13 protein-coding genes are annotated in these 17,108 nt (G+C 54.3%); 6 read left to right on the top strand and 7 right to left on the bottom strand.

What is annotated here, in order from left to right; translation table 11 throughout:
• Window positions 1-106: 106 nt before the first annotated feature.
• Complete coding sequence (locus NB063_RS06655; RefSeq protein WP_250927976.1) at window positions 107-1,588, top strand: alginate export family protein; 1,482 nt, start codon at window positions 107-109, stop codon at window positions 1,586-1,588.
• A gap of 232 nt (window positions 1,589-1,820) precedes the next feature.
• On the opposite strand, the gene NB063_RS06650 is transcribed toward NB063_RS06655, so the two are convergent.
• Window positions 1,821-4,343 (bottom strand): serine/threonine-protein kinase, encoded by a 2,523-nt coding sequence (locus NB063_RS06650; RefSeq protein ID WP_250927975.1) that lies wholly within the window; start codon window positions 4,341-4,343, stop codon window positions 1,821-1,823.
• Window positions 4,344-4,667: 324 nt separating this feature from the next.
• On the opposite strand from NB063_RS06650, the gene NB063_RS06645 reads away from it, so the two are divergent.
• Window positions 4,668-5,015 carry a four helix bundle protein gene (locus tag NB063_RS06645; RefSeq protein WP_250927974.1) on the top strand — a complete coding sequence of 116 codons (348 nt, stop codon included), beginning with the start codon at window positions 4,668-4,670 and terminating at the stop codon, window positions 5,013-5,015.
• A gap of 62 nt (window positions 5,016-5,077) precedes the next feature.
• On the opposite strand, the gene NB063_RS06640 is transcribed toward NB063_RS06645, so the two are convergent.
• The 3 genes from NB063_RS06640 to NB063_RS06625 form a co-directional block, all read right to left on the bottom strand.
• Window positions 5,078-6,439 (bottom strand): thioredoxin domain-containing protein, encoded by a 1,362-nt coding sequence (locus NB063_RS06640; protein WP_250927973.1) that lies wholly within the window; start codon window positions 6,437-6,439, stop codon window positions 5,078-5,080.
• 68 nt (window positions 6,440-6,507) lie between these two features.
• Window positions 6,508-7,242, bottom strand: coding sequence for an EF-hand domain-containing protein (locus NB063_RS32210; RefSeq protein ID WP_261367249.1), 735 nt, complete (start codon window positions 7,240-7,242; stop codon window positions 6,508-6,510).
• 243 nt (window positions 7,243-7,485) lie between these two features.
• Window positions 7,486-8,094, bottom strand: coding sequence for a sigma-70 family RNA polymerase sigma factor (locus tag NB063_RS06625; protein WP_250927972.1), 609 nt, complete (start codon window positions 8,092-8,094; stop codon window positions 7,486-7,488).
• Between the two features lie 94 nt (window positions 8,095-8,188).
• On the opposite strand from NB063_RS06625, the gene NB063_RS06620 reads away from it, so the two are divergent.
• Together NB063_RS06620 and NB063_RS06615 are read left to right on the top strand one after the other, a co-directional pair.
• On the top strand, window positions 8,189-9,544 hold the full coding sequence (locus tag NB063_RS06620; RefSeq protein WP_250927971.1) for an Lcl C-terminal domain-containing protein: 1,356 nt from the start codon (window positions 8,189-8,191) through the stop codon (window positions 9,542-9,544).
• Window positions 9,545-9,861: 317 nt separating this feature from the next.
• Window positions 9,862-12,648 carry a sulfatase-like hydrolase/transferase gene (locus NB063_RS06615; RefSeq protein ID WP_250927970.1) on the top strand — a complete coding sequence of 929 codons (2,787 nt, stop codon included), beginning with the start codon at window positions 9,862-9,864 and terminating at the stop codon, window positions 12,646-12,648.
• 486 nt (window positions 12,649-13,134) lie between these two features.
• Here NB063_RS06615 and NB063_RS06610 read toward each other — a convergent pair whose 3' ends face one another.
• Together NB063_RS06610 and NB063_RS06605 are read right to left on the bottom strand one after the other, a co-directional pair.
• A complete protein-coding gene (locus NB063_RS06610; protein WP_250927969.1) occupies window positions 13,135-13,605 on the bottom strand; it encodes a macro domain-containing protein in 471 nt (156 codons plus the stop codon).
• 590 nt (window positions 13,606-14,195) lie between these two features.
• Window positions 14,196-14,597 (bottom strand): hypothetical protein, encoded by a 402-nt coding sequence (locus NB063_RS06605; protein WP_250927968.1) that lies wholly within the window; start codon window positions 14,595-14,597, stop codon window positions 14,196-14,198.
• Between the two features lie 97 nt (window positions 14,598-14,694).
• Between NB063_RS06605 and NB063_RS06600 the strand changes: the two genes are divergently transcribed.
• Complete coding sequence (locus NB063_RS06600) at window positions 14,695-14,838, top strand: hypothetical protein (RefSeq protein WP_250927967.1); 144 nt, start codon at window positions 14,695-14,697, stop codon at window positions 14,836-14,838.
• Window positions 14,839-15,060: 222 nt separating this feature from the next.
• Here the strand turns inward: NB063_RS06600 and NB063_RS06595 are convergent, their stop codons facing one another.
• The gene (locus tag NB063_RS06595; protein ID WP_250927966.1) at window positions 15,061-15,450 is read right to left on the bottom strand and encodes a hypothetical protein; all 390 of its coding nucleotides are present in this window, start codon (window positions 15,448-15,450) and stop codon (window positions 15,061-15,063) included.
• Window positions 15,451-15,679: 229 nt separating this feature from the next.
• Between NB063_RS06595 and NB063_RS06590 the strand changes: the two genes are divergently transcribed.
• The gene (locus NB063_RS06590) at window positions 15,680-16,828 is read left to right on the top strand and encodes a hypothetical protein (RefSeq protein WP_250927965.1); all 1,149 of its coding nucleotides are present in this window, start codon (window positions 15,680-15,682) and stop codon (window positions 16,826-16,828) included.
• Window positions 16,829-17,108: the final 280 nt, after the last annotated feature.

The raw sequence follows: 17,108 nt of genomic DNA, 5'->3' as shown, positions 1-17,108 counted from the left end.
GATTACTCCGATTGTAATTCAACCGCCTCGTCGAACGGATCGTCAGGGCCCCCAAACGCGTGTTTTCCTTGTCGTTAAGGCTGGTGGCGCTCCGATCTCTGGCGATATGAGTGCCAATCCATATCCCCAATTCCGTGCGTTGTTCTTCGCGATCACCATCACAACGTTGGTGAGCTCACCAACGCGTGCCGACGATGCCGCGGTCGCCAGAGCCGCCTACAAACAAAGCTTCATCAATAACGATTTCAGCTACCTTGACGATCCGGAGTACCAAGGACACTTCCTGGGCGAGCAACTGAAGCGACTTCGTCCCTGCAGCGACATCACGATCGACTTAGGCGGTCGATTCCGTTCTCGGTATCACAACGAAAATAATCTCCGCGGCGGTCGCCGATTAACGGGCGCCAGCGATGAATTCTTGCTTTCGCAGACACTCTTGTTCGCGGACGTCCATATCGGTGACAATCTGCGTGTTTTTGGGCAGGCGATTGATGCGACCAGCGACGGCGAAGATCTGCCCCCACGTGGCAGCGAAGTCAATCGTTTCGATATGCAGATGCTCGCCGTTGATGCGTTACTGTTGAGCCGTGGCGACGATCAAGAATGGTGGCTGCGCTTCGGACGCCAAGAAATGTACTATGGATCGCAACGTCTCGTCGCCAGCCGTCCGTGGCGAAACACGCCACTGACCCACGACGGCGTGCGGAGTTGGTGGAAGTCCGATTCGGCACAGGTCGACGCCTTCTGGGTGCGGCCGATCGATCCGAGACAGCATCGGCCCGACGATCACAACTTTGACAATCCGGACCAAAGCCGACAGTTCTACGGGGTCTTCGGTACAGCCAAAACCGACGCGGCGAGACACGACCTTTATTACTTTGGGATGACCGAAGATGATGATCTGGTGCAAACCTTTGCCGGTGTTCCAGGCGGTTTCGATGTCCACACCATCGGCGGTCGCGTTATTCGCAACGAAGGCGAGATACGGTTTGAACTCGAAGGTGGCTACCAATTCGGAAGTTTTTCGACTTCCCGTCAATCGGCCGGCTTCGCAACCGTCGGACTCGGGCACACCTTTGAAAAATTGCCATTCAAACCGACCACTTGGCTGTACTACGACTGGGCATCAGGCGACGGCGATTTGACCGACGATGTTCACGGTACGTTCTACCAACTTGAGCCTCGAGGACACTTTTACCTGGGGCTAGCCGACCTGACCGGTCGTCAAAATATTCAGGACTTGAATTTGCAAACGTCGCTCGCGGTTAGTGACGACTTGGAATGCCGCATTCATTTCCACAACTTCTGGCTCGCCGACAGCCGAGACGCGCTGTACACCAACGGCGGAGCGGCGTCGTTCCAGGATCCCACCGGGGCCGCGGGCAACGAGATTGGCCACGAGCTGGATTTGCAGTTGCGTTGGAGCATCTCGCCGCGCGCACACTTCCTGGTCGGATACAGCTACCTGTGGGCAGGCGACTACTTTGACAGCCCCGTCATCCAAGGTGGCCCCGCTGGAATTGCCCCCAACGGAGCGAGTGGCAATAACGGTGAATTCACATACATCCAATCGTCGCTGCGATTCTAATGCTTCGTCAGCATTCAAAATTGGCGTATAACCGAACGGATTGCGCCGCACCGCTAACAAAGTAGATGGCATTGGTCGCGAGACCTTCGGTTCGAGTAATCCAAGATCTTAGCTTAGACGACATACTAGTTTGACGGCGCCGCGATTCGGACGACCGCGACCGGGCCAATGTCGCGCCATCGAGATCGACGAAACCGTTGGCAGATCCAGAGCCGTTGCAATCATCCTTTCACTACAAAGCGTCAGGTTCAGAGGCTGCGTCAGCGGCGAGTTTTTGGATGATCTGTTGAGTCTGAACTGCAAACGGATGTTCCCGTGACTCGGGGGAGATCGCGTCTAAGTCGGCAACAGCAGCCGTGATTGCTTCCCGCTCGGCGTCGTCGTCGCCTTGGCGTCGGTGAACTTCGGCGAGACTTCGGTATAGCAACGCTCGCCAGCATCGGTGGGGCATGCTGTCGGGCGATGCATCGACCAAAGACGACTGGATGGCAATTGCCTTTTCGAGGCGATCTAGTGCCAGGGCGAAGTCTCCGTTCGAACGAGCGAGGTTCGATAGTTTGTGCAGGATATGAACTTCGGAGACTGCGAACAGTTGTGTCTTGGGATTGATCGACCGGAGCGGTTGCAATTCGGCGAGCGCTTCGTGAAGGCGTTTTTCCGCTTCGTCGGTCAATCGTTCCGACCCGAATTGTCTTCGCAGATTCACGCTGGCGAGTACTTCGACCAAGGCAAATCGAACACGGGAATCGTCCGGTGTTTGAGTCAATCGTTCACGCAGGATTTCGATGGCTGACAAAAACTCAGACTGTCGAACCGCTGGCCGCTTTGCTCGACGTGAATCGGCAAGATGAATCCGCGCTCGCAGCACGGACACCTCACTTGCATCATGCGCTGCGGGATTCAATTCGCTTAGAATCGCCCGGGCTGCCGATAGACGCTCACGAGCGGTTCGGGATTCACCCGGCATTTCGGCTTGGTCCCTGCGCCGCTGGGCGGGCGGATCACCGAGTGCAACCAAAGCATACGCTAACTGCAGTTTCAGCCGATCGTCGGGATCGGTGACAGCTTCACCGGACTGGATAGCCATTTCGAAAGCTTCATCCGATTTCGCATAGTCCAAGTTCAGTGCGTAAACTTTTCCGAGCTCGTTATGCAAACGCGCATCGAGAATTCGTTTCTCATTAATTGGCAAACCGGCTAGGTTACCGCGTGTCTCCAAGAGTTCAACGCTTTGGTTGAGCGTGCCGATCGCAGCGTCGATCTGTCCGAGTTGTTGTTGAATCAGGGAAAGCCGAAGGCTCGCTTCGATCATTTGCCGAAGAATGTCAGGCCGAGTGGGAGACTGGTTAGCAAGCCGTTCGTACAGTGGTTGGATATTCTCAAGAACCTTTGCCGCGTGGGGGGATGGGTTTAGCAGAAATTGTCCCGAATCCATTTCTCCCATATCCATGTCCCCCATCGCCGATGCGGGGATAGAAATGACGTCCACGACACCATCGAGCGAATGAAGTGCGAGATCGACGGTTTGTTCGGATTGCGCGAGTGCCTCACTGGACCGCTTGTTGGCAGCCGATGTCATCGCAAACCCGACCGACGACGCGACGGTCGCGGCCAGCATCGACACGATTGCAATGCCGGTGACGGTAGCGAGTTTCGGGTTGCGACGACACCAGCGAACAAGTCTCTGCAATGTCGTTGTGCGTCGAGCGAGGATCGGCTCGTCTTTTAAGAAACGATTCAGATCATCTCGCAGATCGGTCGCGGATTGATACCGATGTGCCGGCTCAGGATTGATCGCTTTGGCAACAATCGTTTGCAAGTCGGTGGGAATGTCGCTGCGAAACTCGGTCAGTGGCTTGATGAGATGAAGCTTCACGGCCTCCGGCAATTGATGCGGCGTCAGGCCTTTAAAAGCAGGAGTGCCTGCCAGCATTTCATAGAGTGTCAAACCAACCCCGTAAACGTCTGACCGCTCATCCGATTGTCCTTGAAAACGCTCCGGCGCCATATAGCGAGGACTTCCGCTGAGAGCTTGCGTCATGGTCGGATCATCTCGCGTGTTCCGCGCAAGTCCGAAGTCGGTTAGTTGCGCGACGCCATCTTCATCAATAAGGATATTGGCCGGTTTCACGTCGCGATGAAGTACGCCGTTACCATGAGCATAAGCAAGTCCGTCTGAAATCTGGGCGGCGATTTCAGCTGCCGTGCGACAATCGAACGACGGTTGCTCTGTGGTGACGCGTTTATCCAGCGACTCGCCTCGAATGAGTTGCATCACCAGAAAATGCGTTCCCTCGCACTGGCCTGTCCCGAAGATTGGCACGATATTGGAATGATGCATCGCCGCCGCCGTGCTGGCTTCGCGTCTGAAACTTTGTAACGCATCGTCGTTCAGCAAAGATTGTTTTGGCAGAACCTTGATCGCGACACGTCGTCCAAGCGACTCCTGTTCGGCTTCGTACACGATTCCCATTCCACCTCGCCCGATTTCTCGCACGAGTCGAAAATCACCGAGTCGTTCCAATACTCGCCCCGCAAGCGTTGCACTTCCATCGCTTTCGGATTGCTGGTCGATCTTGACCTTTTCCACCGAAAGTACCAACGGAAAGACGCGACGGATCGGCTCGCTCAATTCGGGATGGCGATTCGCGTATTCCTCTACCGTTGGTCGATCGCCATTGCGATAGCGTGCCACGAAATCGCTAGCGAGGATATCGACCGTTGAATAGGTGTCGTCGAGGTCGAGAGAGTTCATACGCGACAAAAATTGAAAAAGCTAAATTGACAATTGGAAATTTGAAATTGAGTGAAAGGCAATGTCTTGGATAAGCGTGGAGATGAACTTGACATGTCGTCCATGTCGAGAGAGTTCATACGGGATAGAGATTGAGAAAGTTAAATTGACAATTGGAAATTTGAAATTGGGGAAAAGGCAATGTCGTGGATAAGCGTGGAGATGAGCTTGACGTGTCGTCCAGATCGAGGGAGTTAATGTCGCTGGCAATTGAAAAGGTTAGATTGACGATTGACACTTTGAAATTGAGGGAAAGGTGATTCTGTGGATAAACGTGGAGATGAATTGGAAGATCGTCTGCTGGATTTTGCGTGCCGTGTCGGAAAGGTGGTAGACGCATTGCCTGACTCTAGGCTCGGAAGACACATTGCTGGTCAGCTTGTGCGCAGCGGAACATCGCCCGCTCCCAATTACGCCGAGGCATGTGCCGCTGAAAGCAAAAAGGATTTCATTCATAAACTGGGAATTGCGTTGAAAGAACTTCGCGAGTCCCGCACATGGATCAAAATGATACTTAAATCTGAATTGCTACCAAACAAACGAATGTCTGATCTGCTCGACGAAGCGAATCAACTATGCAACATCATTGGCAAATCAGTGCTCACAGCGAAATCGAATCTACGGAAGGGTTGAAGACGAACTTGTTCAAATTGACCTTTTTCAGTTGTCAATTTAACTTTTTCAATACCTTCCCTTCAATTCCGCCTCCTCCCACCACCCGGAAAGTGACTGCGTCCATTCACCATCCCCGCCGATTTATCTTCGTCTAACCAGACCGTGAATTCCTGTTGTACCGACTTGCACCAACCCTTTTCCTTGTTGCACGCAAAGTACTGAATTTTTACCGCAATCGGTTTATCGGCGTCCCAGTTCTTCACTTCGATTAAGAACTCGCGTGGCTCATTGTCGGATTCGACTTCCAAACGCGTTGATTGCCCCATTGCGGGTGAGACCGTTGCACCTTCGGCAACGATCTTGTACTCCGGTGGACTGGCGAGGTTATTCCAACTGGCTCCCAACACCGGGTCTTGGCGAAAGCCAAGGTACAGCGTCCCCGTTCCGGTTTCGATCAATTGTTGGTCTGCCTCGGGCCGAAGCTTGACATAACGGTTGGACTGATTGAAATCGCTTGACAGCAAGGCAGACACAGGATTGCTTTCTCCACCTGACTCGACCCGCAACGGGACAGCTTTCCCTTCCACGCTGACTCGTTCCACGAGCATTTCACTCTTGGGCGTGAGGTGACGTTCGAAACGAGGAAGGTTCAAGTCTTCGACCGTGGTCAGTGTTTCCGGCTTGCCGACCAAAGTCTCCAGCGACTCGCGAAGGTTTGCGCCGTGTCCCCATGAATTACGATGAACCACTTTGCCCGCTTGATCAAACACGAACTGAGAATTCGGAGTCAGGAGGAAATAGGTCTTTAACTGGTTGTCAATCGGATCCGTCAACCACGGAATTTGGGTTTGCAAGAGCTCCTTCGCATGGTCGACCTGAGCAAATCGATCCTCGATCGAAGACGGCTGCACGAATCCCCAATTCTCAGGATGCGTCAACGATTGGTACAGGAAGTAGAAGTCAACGTCTCGATCCTTGAAGTCGCGAGCAACCGCCTCGATCTCAGGGTACGAATTTCGGAATTCGGGACATGTCAAACAGCCACCGACGATGACCGTGTACTTCGACTGGAAGATGCTGTTCACGGGCACCAATTCCCGATCGACATCGTAGACTTGAAGATCCTCAGGCAGTTCGGCACCGAGAGGAAACCTCTCGTTGAATTGAGTGTCACGCGGACGAACGCGATCGCGAGGCCGGCCGCCCTGTGACGCTTGACCACCACGCTGGCCCCCGCCTTGTCCACGCCCCTGCCCCGCACGGCCCTGACCCGGACGACCTTGCCCAGCACCACGCTGACCACCGCTGCGTGGGCCTTGCCCGAACCCTTGGCCGTCTTGCCGTTGGCCCCGTGGAGATTGTGCCTGCAACGTGCCGCTCATCAGCACCATGACTATCAAGGCCGCGAAGCGGTACAGGATTGGAAGGTTGGAAAGTTTCATCGATAATCTCGTAGTTTGTGTGAGGTTGAGTCTTTGCGTGTCTGCGAATGCGGAGTCGAGCTTCTCGATCACGGGCGTCGGCCTTGAGTTGGCGTGTTCACGGGAGCGTCGCCAGTCGGATTCAATTTGTTACGCCGAAACTGCGACGCCAACACAAGTCGCTCTTCTTCGTCCAACAAGCCGTCTTTGTTGGCGTCGGCGATTGCAAATGCTTTGTGCATGTGTTCGGGCAATTCGGCTTCACCAAGTGCCCCGTCCCTGTTTTCGTCAAACGACATCATGTCTTTCGCAAAGGCGGCATCGGCCTGGGCAGGATCGCCGCCTCGATCACCCCCTCCACCGCCACCACCACCGGGGCGTCCTCCTTCCTGGGTTCCACCACCAGAAGGTCGACCGCCCGTTCCTTGACGCCCGCCACGCTGACCTGGGCCTCCTTGCATTCCGGCCCCACCTTGCCGGCCCTGCTGTCCCCCGGGACCAGCGGGGCGCAATTCTTCGGCTGTTAGTTTTCCATCGCGGTTTTGATCGAGCTTTCGCAATGCAACTGCCGCAGTGTCGATTTCATTCGACGAAAGTTCCCCATCACCGTTTGCATCAAAGATGCGAAGCAGCGGGGGTGTTTGTTGAACGCCAGCGCCCCCCATCCCTTGTCTACCGCCAGGACCTCGTTCACCGCCAGATCCGCCTCCTTGCCGTCCGCCTCCTTGGCCGGGGCGACCGCCCGGAGGTTGCGCATTGACAATTGATTCGCTTAGTAACAGAGCCAACGCACAAAATACAGTGAGCAACGACAGACGCTTCATGATGAGTCCCGTGGAAGTTTCAGTGAGGAAGGTTCACTGCCTAAAACCCCACCGTGAGGGAACATCTACCGGAAACTCAGCAAGATTCATGAAAAACATGGACACAGATTAAAACTTGTAAATTGACAACTGGACAGTGAAAAATGATTGCGAACGATCTTGCCACTGATCAATTTGCATTTTTCAATTGTCAATTTAACCTTCTCAATCTTCCGCCTCATCCTTCGTCCGCGGAACCAACACTCACAGTTTCTCCAGCACCGACCGCAACCGCTCCAACGCTCTCACATACCGAATGCTGGCGGCTTTTGGCGTGATGCCAAGTTCCATGGCGACTTCCTGGTTGGTCAGTTCTTCAAAGTGACGCAGCGCGACCACTTCGCGGTCCATGTCACTCATCTCACTCAGTGCCGATCGCACCTCCGCAATCAACTCAGTCTTTACCGCTGCTTGGCTGGGCGAAGTCAGATGAGCAATGAAACGCTGCGAAAGACACAGCGACGTGTTGCCCCACGGATTTTCGCCATTCGGGCTAGATTCACGCAACGTCGAACGAGATTCAGTGGTCAGATGCCGCCGATGAACCCGGCTAAGCGTTTGCCCGGTAACCAGCCTTAGCCAGAGAAACAGCGACGGAAAATTCCCCTCGACGTAGTGGCTCAGGCGTTTTTCCGCATCCAAGTAGACTTCCTGCAATACATCATCAGCATCAACACGTGCTCGAATTTGATCACTCAGCCGGAAATGGACGATCTGCCACAATCGGGGGAGATGGCGAGAAAACGCCTGGGCAAACAGCGATAAATCACCCTGTTTAAGCTGCCGCTCGATCTCTCCGATGTCGGTATTCACAAAAAAGTTTGGCTGTGCTTGTAGATGACTGCAATCGCTGGGGTTTCTAATCGTGAGGTGATTGCGAACTCCATTGTATCCAAGGCTGATCTCGATGAAACCGAGTCTTACGTTCTGTTCCGCATCCATGTTTTGCGCAGTCTTCCTCACACTGAAAGCTGGTGTGGTGGCGGAAGATTTGCCAAGTCGCAAGGGCCAAGCAGCCTTCCCCTCCGCTACTTACTCGATCGTGGACACCGCTCAGCGACGATGTTACGGCAACTCTCGCGAAATCATATTCCCCAAGACAGGCCAACCGCTGTTTGGGCAAGACGCACACTACGAAGGCAATCAGCCGACATACCGAGACAACGGCGATGGCACCATTTCTGACCTCGTCTCGGGTCTGATGTGGCAGAAGACCCCCGGGAAGAAAGTCACTTTCAACCAAGCGGTCGCAGGTGCCGCAGCTTGCCGTGTCGGCGGCTTCGATGATTGGCGTTTGCCGAGCATCAAGGAACTGTACTCGCTGATTGACTTCAGCGGCGAAGATATCGACCCGCAAGCCCGATCCGCCGCAGGCCTTCATCCGTTCATCGACACCAACTATTTCGACTTTGCTTATGGCGATCCATCCACAGGTGAGCGAATCATTGATTGCCAGTGTGCGACGTCAACCAAGTACGTGAGCACGACAATGCATGGAAGCCCGACCATGTTCGGCGTGAACTTCGCCGATGGACGCATCAAAGGCTATCCGATCGGCTCCAATCCACGACGCGGTGAAAAGACTTATGTCGTGTTCTATGTTCGCGGAAATCCGGACTACGGGACCAACGACTTTCATGATAATGGCGACGGCACGGTAACCGATCAGGCGACAGGGCTGACTTGGCTACAGGGCGACAGCGGAACGCTCAAGGCAGGCGATCATCATGACGGAAAACTGAATTGGCAGCAGGCTCTTGCTTGGGCTGAGAGCCTCGAATTCGCCGGTCATAGCGACTGGCGTTTGCCCAACGCCAAGGAGTTGCAGAGCATCGTCGACTACACCCGTTCGCCAGACACGACTCAGTCGGCCGCAATCGCGGAGCTCTTCATCTGCACACCTCAGGCAAACCCTGCCGGGAATCCGGACTTCGGTTCATACTGGACCGGAACGACACACAAGCGATTGGGACGTGGCGATTCTGCGGTTTACCTTTCGTTTGGCCGGTCTCAAGGATGGATGCGGGACCCACGTGGCGGAATGAGCCTGTTGGACGTTCACGGTGCCGGTGCACAACGTAGCGATCTGAAGGCCGGCGATCCGTCTCGCTTCCCGCATGGTCGTGGCCCGCAAGGCGATGTGATCGGGATCTACAACCTGGTCCGCCCGGTACGAGGAGGCGAAGTGACCGTGCGCGAGAACGGACCACCGATCGAGCAACACACCCTCCCCGCGAGCGGCCGTCCACGTCGTTTTCAGTAACGGCCTACGTCTCGCTTCGAAATCGTTTTGAAAGGTATCTACGTTCGCCGCGACGTCGATTGTATTACTGAAGGATTTCAATAGTAGCGGAACGGCGCGAGCCGTCCGGTGACTCGGAACCGGACGGCTTGCGCCGTTCCGCTAAAGAAGGCACTAAAACAATCAACGTCCCCCAGAACGTGGTCCACCGCCTGACGACGTTGGCCACAGCAAAAACATCGATGCTTTAGAGAAACGCCCTGTAGATCATTTAAGTGCGCCGGGTTTCCAAAACCACGCTCCGCTTTGTCTCACACACCCGCATCGGAAATCCCGTCATGCCGCTACCGAACTATCGACCTAGCCGACTCGTCTGTTATTCGCTCGTGCTGCTGGCTGCTACCGTTTTGATAGTGCCCTCAATCGCACACGCTCATGCTCACAAGAACATTGTCATCTTGCTTGCTGATGATCTTGGATGGGGCGACATCGGCTTTCACGGCGGAAGTGCTCAAACGCCAAACATCGACCGCCTGGCAGCCGACGGCGTCCGGCTGAATCGCTTCTACGCCTACCCCGCCTGCAGTCCAGCGCGTGCCGCCATGCTGACCGGTCGCTTTCCTCAGCGCTACGGCATTGCTGGTCCCGTTCGCCCCCGCGACGAAGGCTTGCCGACCAGCGAACAGTTGCTTCCGGAAGCGTTTCAAATGGCTGGCTATCAAACCAGCCTGATTGGCAAATGGCATCTCGGACAAATTACCAATGCCGAAGCCCACCCGACCCGCCGCGGCTTCGATCAGTTTTATGGGTTCATGGATGCTTCGGTGGACTATTTCAAGCATACCGGACTACGCGGCCAGGTCGATTGGCAGCGCAACGGTCGAACACTCAACGAAGATGGGTATTCGACGGACTTGTTAGCCAACGAAGCCGTACGACAGATCCATGCTCGCGACAAACGCAAACCGTTCTGCATGGTCGTTTCGTTCAATGCGCCGCACTCACCGTTCCAGGCACCCGAGACACTGATCGCCAAATACCGCGGTCGATTGAATGAGCGTGCAGCGACTTATGCCGCGATGATCGACTCGATGGACCAAGGAATCGGTCGCATTCTGACCGAGATCGATCAACAAAAACTACAAAACGATACCATCGTTGTGTTTACTTCAGATAACGGTGCAGTGCGAACCGGAACCAACGAACCGTTTCGTGGGCAGAAGCGGGAGGTCTACGAGGGCGGCATTCACGTCCCCTGCGTCATCCGCGCTCCTGGCTTGATAAAAGCCGGAACCGAAAATCAACAACTCAGTGCGATTCATGATCTGTTCCCCACGCTCGCGGAGGCCACCGGAGTTTCGATCTCATCGGCCAAGCCACTCGACGGAGTGAGCCTCTGGTCACAGTTGGTAGCTGGCAAGGAAACCCCGCGAACCATCGTGATTGCCGAGAACGATCATGCCATCGTTCGCGACGATTGGAAATTGATCCAATTCGCCGACGGAAAAACGGAACTCTACAACCTTCAGTCGGATGTCGCTGAGGAAAAAAACCTGGCAGATTCGAAGGCCAATGTCGTCTCGCAGTTGCGGTCCAAACTGGCGCAGTACCAAGTCGTCGTCCAAACCGATGGCCCCGTCCCACCGTCTGGCGACGGTAGCTACGCTCGCCAAAGCGTGGAAGCTGACTTGCAAGAGGGTGAGTCGCTTGCGATGGCCACGCTCAGAGGTGATGCGAAATACGGTGTGCTCGGCGATCCGCGAACTGAATCCAACGGACGCGGTGTGCGATTGCTTTCGGGTGAAGACGCCGACAGCAACGGTACGTTCGCCGGCGAAGCTTCGCTCATTAGCACCGCAGTCTCCCCTCAACAGCGATGGTATCGGTTCTACATCTCCGGCCTCGCACAAGACAACTTCGCCGTCGATCAAGACGATCTGTATTTGAAAGTTGAGTTCTTTCAAAGGGGCGGCACGGATTCACTCGACCTCATCAAAGAACGAATTTACTCACAGGTCCTTCAGGAGCGAAAAGACTTCTTTGATCAAGACACCAACGAGAGCCTCGGCCACGCGACTTGGCGAACCTACGCGATGGATTTTCGCACGCCATTCGCGGAAGTCGATACCGTGAAGCTGAGTGTCGGTTTTGCCAACGGGAAAGCCCAAGGAGCGAAATCGGAGTTTTGGGTCAATTCGATGGACATCAAACCCATCGACGCACCCGCTAACTTCCAACCAGCCAAACCGTCCATCCAACACTTCCCACAACCAGATGAATCGAAGCTGATTACTCTCGGTGGACGCTGGTACTTCAACCCGAAAGATGGCCTGCGAACGCTTCCAAAACAGTTCGACTATACGAACTCCGATCAATTGCTTTACAAGACGGATCGGTTTGAAGCACCGTTTGCCGGCAACATGAGTTCATGGCTGCGTGCTGGCTATCTGGACTTCGATGGCAATTCCGTCGAAAAAGACCAGTACAAACCCTACGCCGTCGTCATCACGTTCACCGACAAACATCTCGTGATGCGGAGTCGCAATTTACCCAATCACCCGACCGCAACCTTCCCCGATCGCTGGCGGATGCTCGACAGCAATCCGTCGTACATCAAGGAACAGGCGAATACGTGGTATATCCCGCTAGAGCCCAAACGTGATCCCGGCGCAATCGCGATGGACGAAAAGAATTCCAACCAAGCCCTGCCGATGGGCGCGATTGGGGTGGCGACCAACGGTGTGATCTTCTTCAACCCGTTCGACCACATCTTTGAAACTGATGCCGTGTGGCGATTAGATCGGTGTTGCGGACACCCAAGTCCGCAACAGCAATATCACTATCACAAGTACCCCGTGTGCGTCAAAACACCGTGGAGCGACGAGGGCCAAGCACATTCCAGCGTCATCGGATTCGCCTTCGATGGCTTTCCTGTCTACGGGCCTTACGAGTCAAAGGGACTGCTTGCCAAGGACGACACCAAGAATCCACTCAACGACTTCAATCTTCACGAAGACGCCGATCGTGGACCGCACTATCACGTCACGCCGGGCGAGTATCCGCACATCATCGGAGGATACTGGGGACAGCTCGAAACGCTGAACCGGCCGGGACGGAGAAGATAGCAGGCTATTGAAGTCAGGAGACTTGAAAAAGTTAAATTGACAAATGACAAATGAAAATTGAAAATTGAGAGCGTGTGAACCGAATTGCAATTTGCATTTCCGAATTGTCAATTCTCAATTTTCAATCCTTTGTACAGCAACCACCGCAACGCGGACCGGCGTGCCGCTTGAACAAACCGCAAACATCCTCATCAAGAAAGCTTAGACGATCGCGAACCGAAAAGAGGACATTCGTTTTTTTAGAAAACCAAGTTTAAAACGCACGAGGGACGTCGATTAGATTACTGCGGGATTTCAAATATAGCGGAACGGCGCAAGATGTCCGGTCCCGCGTTACCGGACGGCTTGCGCCGTTCCGCTAACAAGTGCACTAAAACTTTCAATGTTCCAAATACGTGACATGTAGCGTTGATCAACACATCAGCGGCCACTTCTGGTACATCGTCGACTTGAACCTTGATCTGCATCAAAATGAAACCTGTGCGTTCAGCCTTTCTTGAATTGAACGATGACGATTCGTCCTCCGAAGCTAACCGTCGCGAGTTCATCCCTCATTATGTCAAGAACGCGGCCGGTCGATCCGCCACCGGTGCCCGCACCAATCAGTGGCAACGCAATCGACTGAAATCCCTTCTCCTCAGCCAATGCCAACGCGTTGCGGCACGATTCACGAATCGACCGCTCGCTTGCCCGCCACCACATGTTGATGCCTGCCACATGGACGATGGCTTTGAATGGCAGATTGCCTGCACTGGTCATCACCGCACCGCCAAGCGGAATTGCTCCGTGCTTGGCAAGCTCGCGAAACGGAGCATATCCACCTCGCCGCTTGATCGCGCCCGAGACTCCCTGTGGAAGCAACAGCCACCACGGGATGATGTTTCGGTTCCAAGCGTTAACGATTGCGTCGACGTCTTGATCGAGAAGGTCGCCCTCCACAATTTCGATTTTACCCAAAGGTGTCTTACCTCGGAAAAGGTTGGCGGCGGTGAACTACCGATTGGATATCACAAACACCAGTGGAGGTTTACGAAATCCATAAAAACAGTTTTGCATCGCAAGTTCCCGTCAATAGCTGTTGCATTTATCGAGTCGTGGTGGCTTCCAGCCGCCCATGCACAAACGATGGCGGCTAGAAGCCACTACGACTGATTCGCACCACCTATCGCATTTAAGACTGCTCGAACGCGACGCGGGAACCGACGACCATATTCGTCCGAAAGCAATCTACACGATCACAACCTTCAGATCAGCATCCTACAGAGCCACGAGCTTCTCTTGGCCAGAGTCGGACTGCGGAGCGTTCCGGCCACAATCGGATAGCATACTACCCTAGAGATCCCAAGAGACCTCTCGCGGAGCGGCGACGAAAGTCATTGTCGGCACAGCCAAATGGAGAGACTGCCGTGTCACATGCCGGCTGAGATATCCCAGGGCCATGAAGAACGGCGTACGTACTTCTACAGTGCGATCGAAAGCGATGTATTTACCGCAGATTGGACATGCCTCAAGGATTATCGCAAGCAACACTGACAGACAACCGGCTGCTAAGAGAGGATCTCTGCACTGGGAAGTCCCGCACGAAGCGTTTCGACTCCCTGCGGTGTGAGCTGTGTATCCGCGACGTCGATGTAGTTCAGAGACATGTTGACGAGGGTGGAAACCGATGCATCTGTCACCCGCGTCCCACACAGATTGAGTCGAGTGAGTTGAGGGAGTTTTGCAATCAGCTCAATTGCGCGATCGGAAACGCCGGTCTTCCAAAAGCTGATCCCGTCGAGATTCGGAAGCGCCAGCAACGCTTCGACGTCAGCGTCGGCTATCTCCACGTTGTTGAAGTTGACATCCACGATGTCCTCGTTCGGGATCTTCTGACGACTGCGAAAAGGTTCGCCGAGGAACGTGAAGCGAGCCCCTCGGTCGGTCAATGCGATTAAAGCGGCGTCCATCGAACATCTCTCCGTCGTGAACGGTCGGGATAGGTAACCCATCAAGAAGAAAACACTCCGTCTGCGGGCAATTCACAGCTTGCACAACGCAACTCGCATGCCAGTTCTCGCCGACGAATCCCTGTCGTTTGCGTTCGGCTTTCACGGGCAGATTTGGCTGACGCTTGGAACGATCAAGCATTACAAGGTAACCGTTCGCCACCCAAACGTCTGGGACCATCTGACATACTCGATCGGGTGAGCGGACCTCAACATCGCGGTTGTGAATGTGGGGGATCGCTGGGAGCGTCGATTTAATGACTGCGGGATTCTAAAAGTAGCGGAACGGCGCAAGCCGTCCGGTAACACGGGACCGGGCGGCTTGCGCCGTTCCGCTAAGATGAGCACGGAAACAATCAATGTCCCCCGCGATCCACCACAAACCCAACGAACCTTTTCCATGAGGGATTCCCCCTAGCTTCATTCAGCCCTCTTCGGTCTTGTCCTGTTGCCAGGCAGCGTCGAATGCCGCGTTCACATCGTTCTCATCAGGAAACAAGTTCGGTTCCGGCTCGATGTATTCCCACATTCCGTTTTGGTGCAACCAGATGGGGTCGGCGTTGCGGGCAATATATTCCTCGACGGAGAGACCATCAATGGTCGGGGGGCGTTTGATATAGACCTGTTTGCCGTTGATAAATACCCGTTCGTATTTCTTTCGACGTTCTTTCTTGGCTCGCCTTTCTGCAGCCGTCAGTTTGCGTTTTTGCTTGGGCATGGGAGATTTTTGCTGGTCTACGTGTCCTGTGACAAAGGCTCCAAAAGAGCTTTTGCGCGTCGGGAGGCAAAGGGGATGTCGCGGACGCATCATCATGGATCAAATAATTGGTTGATCCCAGACCTCGGTCAGATTTTTGCTTGGCCCCTTCACCTCCGGGGAGCCAAATCAAACAATGCTGTTTCGCGAATGTGATACTCTTTTAGCCCGTTGTGTACCAGAGAACGAGTCCTTGCGTGGAGGGTGTGGCGTTGGGAATCGCTGCCTCGTCCACTCCCCGAAAACCACCACCTGAAAATTACAGAAAAGGAGGATCAGGCATCCGATGTCAGAATATCAATGGATCGAATTCAGGGCGATCGAGTCACCGCTCGATCAAGAAGCCATCGGGTTCATGCACACGCAGTCTTCGCGAGCGGAGATTGACGAGTGGCGGTTTACCAACGAATACACCTTTGGCAATTTTCGCGGCGACCCCGAGGAGATGCTCCGTCGAGGGTACGACCTTCATGTGCACTATTCAAACTTCGGCATCCGAAATCTCTATTTTCGGTTTCGTGACGGGTTTGAGTATGCGGACCTAGTCGATCAGTACAGCTACGAAGAGCAAATCTGCTGGCTACCGGATGAGCAGGGTAGCGGCGGCATCCTGATAATTTCACCGGAAGGGGAAAGCGATACGTACGACGAGATTTGGAATCCTGAAACGCTGGCGTCCGATTTCGTTCCACTGTGGGAAATGATCAATCGCGGTGACATGCGACCGTTGTATGTGGCCTACTTGGCTCTCTGCATTTGGTTTGATCCCGATGCTGACGAAGATGAATATTTGGAGCCGCCCGTTCCGGCTGGACTAAAACAATCCCATCCCGGCCTCGATCGACTGTGCGGCTACCTCGAAGTGGATAGTGATCTACTCGATGTGGCTGCAGAGGCTTCGGCTGACTCGCAGGACCAAACGCTCGATTCAAAACGAATCGATGAATGGCTGCAAAGCCAAGATCGCGAGCAAATGAAGTCAACACTCCAACGAGTTTTGTGCAATCCGAGTCAGGAACCACAACGGCTGCTCCGAGAGATCGCGGCCGAATTGTTCTCGCATAGTGCTCCCCAGCAGAGCCGCAGGAGTCTGTTGGAAATGCGACGACAGGCCGATGAAGTTAGAAGGCGACGAAGCGAAGCAATCGAGGCAAAACAGGCTCAGCACGAAGCCAATCTCGAACGATTAGCCCACGTGTTGCACGAAAGGCAAATTCAATCCATCGCGAGAGACCCCAATCCGATTCTCCGCCGCATTGACAAGGCGATCGAAGAGAAACGACGCGTTTCGTACAAACGAGCCGCTGACGATTTAAAACTTCTTCAAGAGGCACTCGGACCTGTTTTCACACGGGCCAAGGCCGAAGAGATCTTGAGCAAGTACCCCAGCCGATCAGCACTTCAGTCGGAAATCCGAAAAGCTCTCGACGGTTGAAAATCGAAGACAGGAAGCGGTACACGAAGCATTCGAGACAAGAAATGAAAACCGAAGAGGATCGGAAGCGATAGCCGACCCCTCCCCTCGCTTCGCTCGACCCTCCCAGAGGGAGGGTGAAGTTGAATTGGTCTTTCCCGTCGCGCGAGAACATTGCGAACTCTGTTCTGCACCAGAGTTGATAGGCCCCCAATTCAGAAGCCGTTTGTTCGGCTCGTAAGATGCGTTAAAATCAAATCCACAAGATTTCACCCTCCCCATGGGCATTGGTATCTACACA

This window comes from Aporhodopirellula aestuarii (genome assembly GCF_023701485.1).
In the GTDB taxonomy this organism is placed as follows: Bacteria; Planctomycetota; Planctomycetia; order Pirellulales; family Pirellulaceae; genus Rhodopirellula; species Rhodopirellula aestuarii.
Note: the sequence above shows the minus strand (reverse complement) of the source record. Positions and strands in the feature narration are given on the sequence as shown.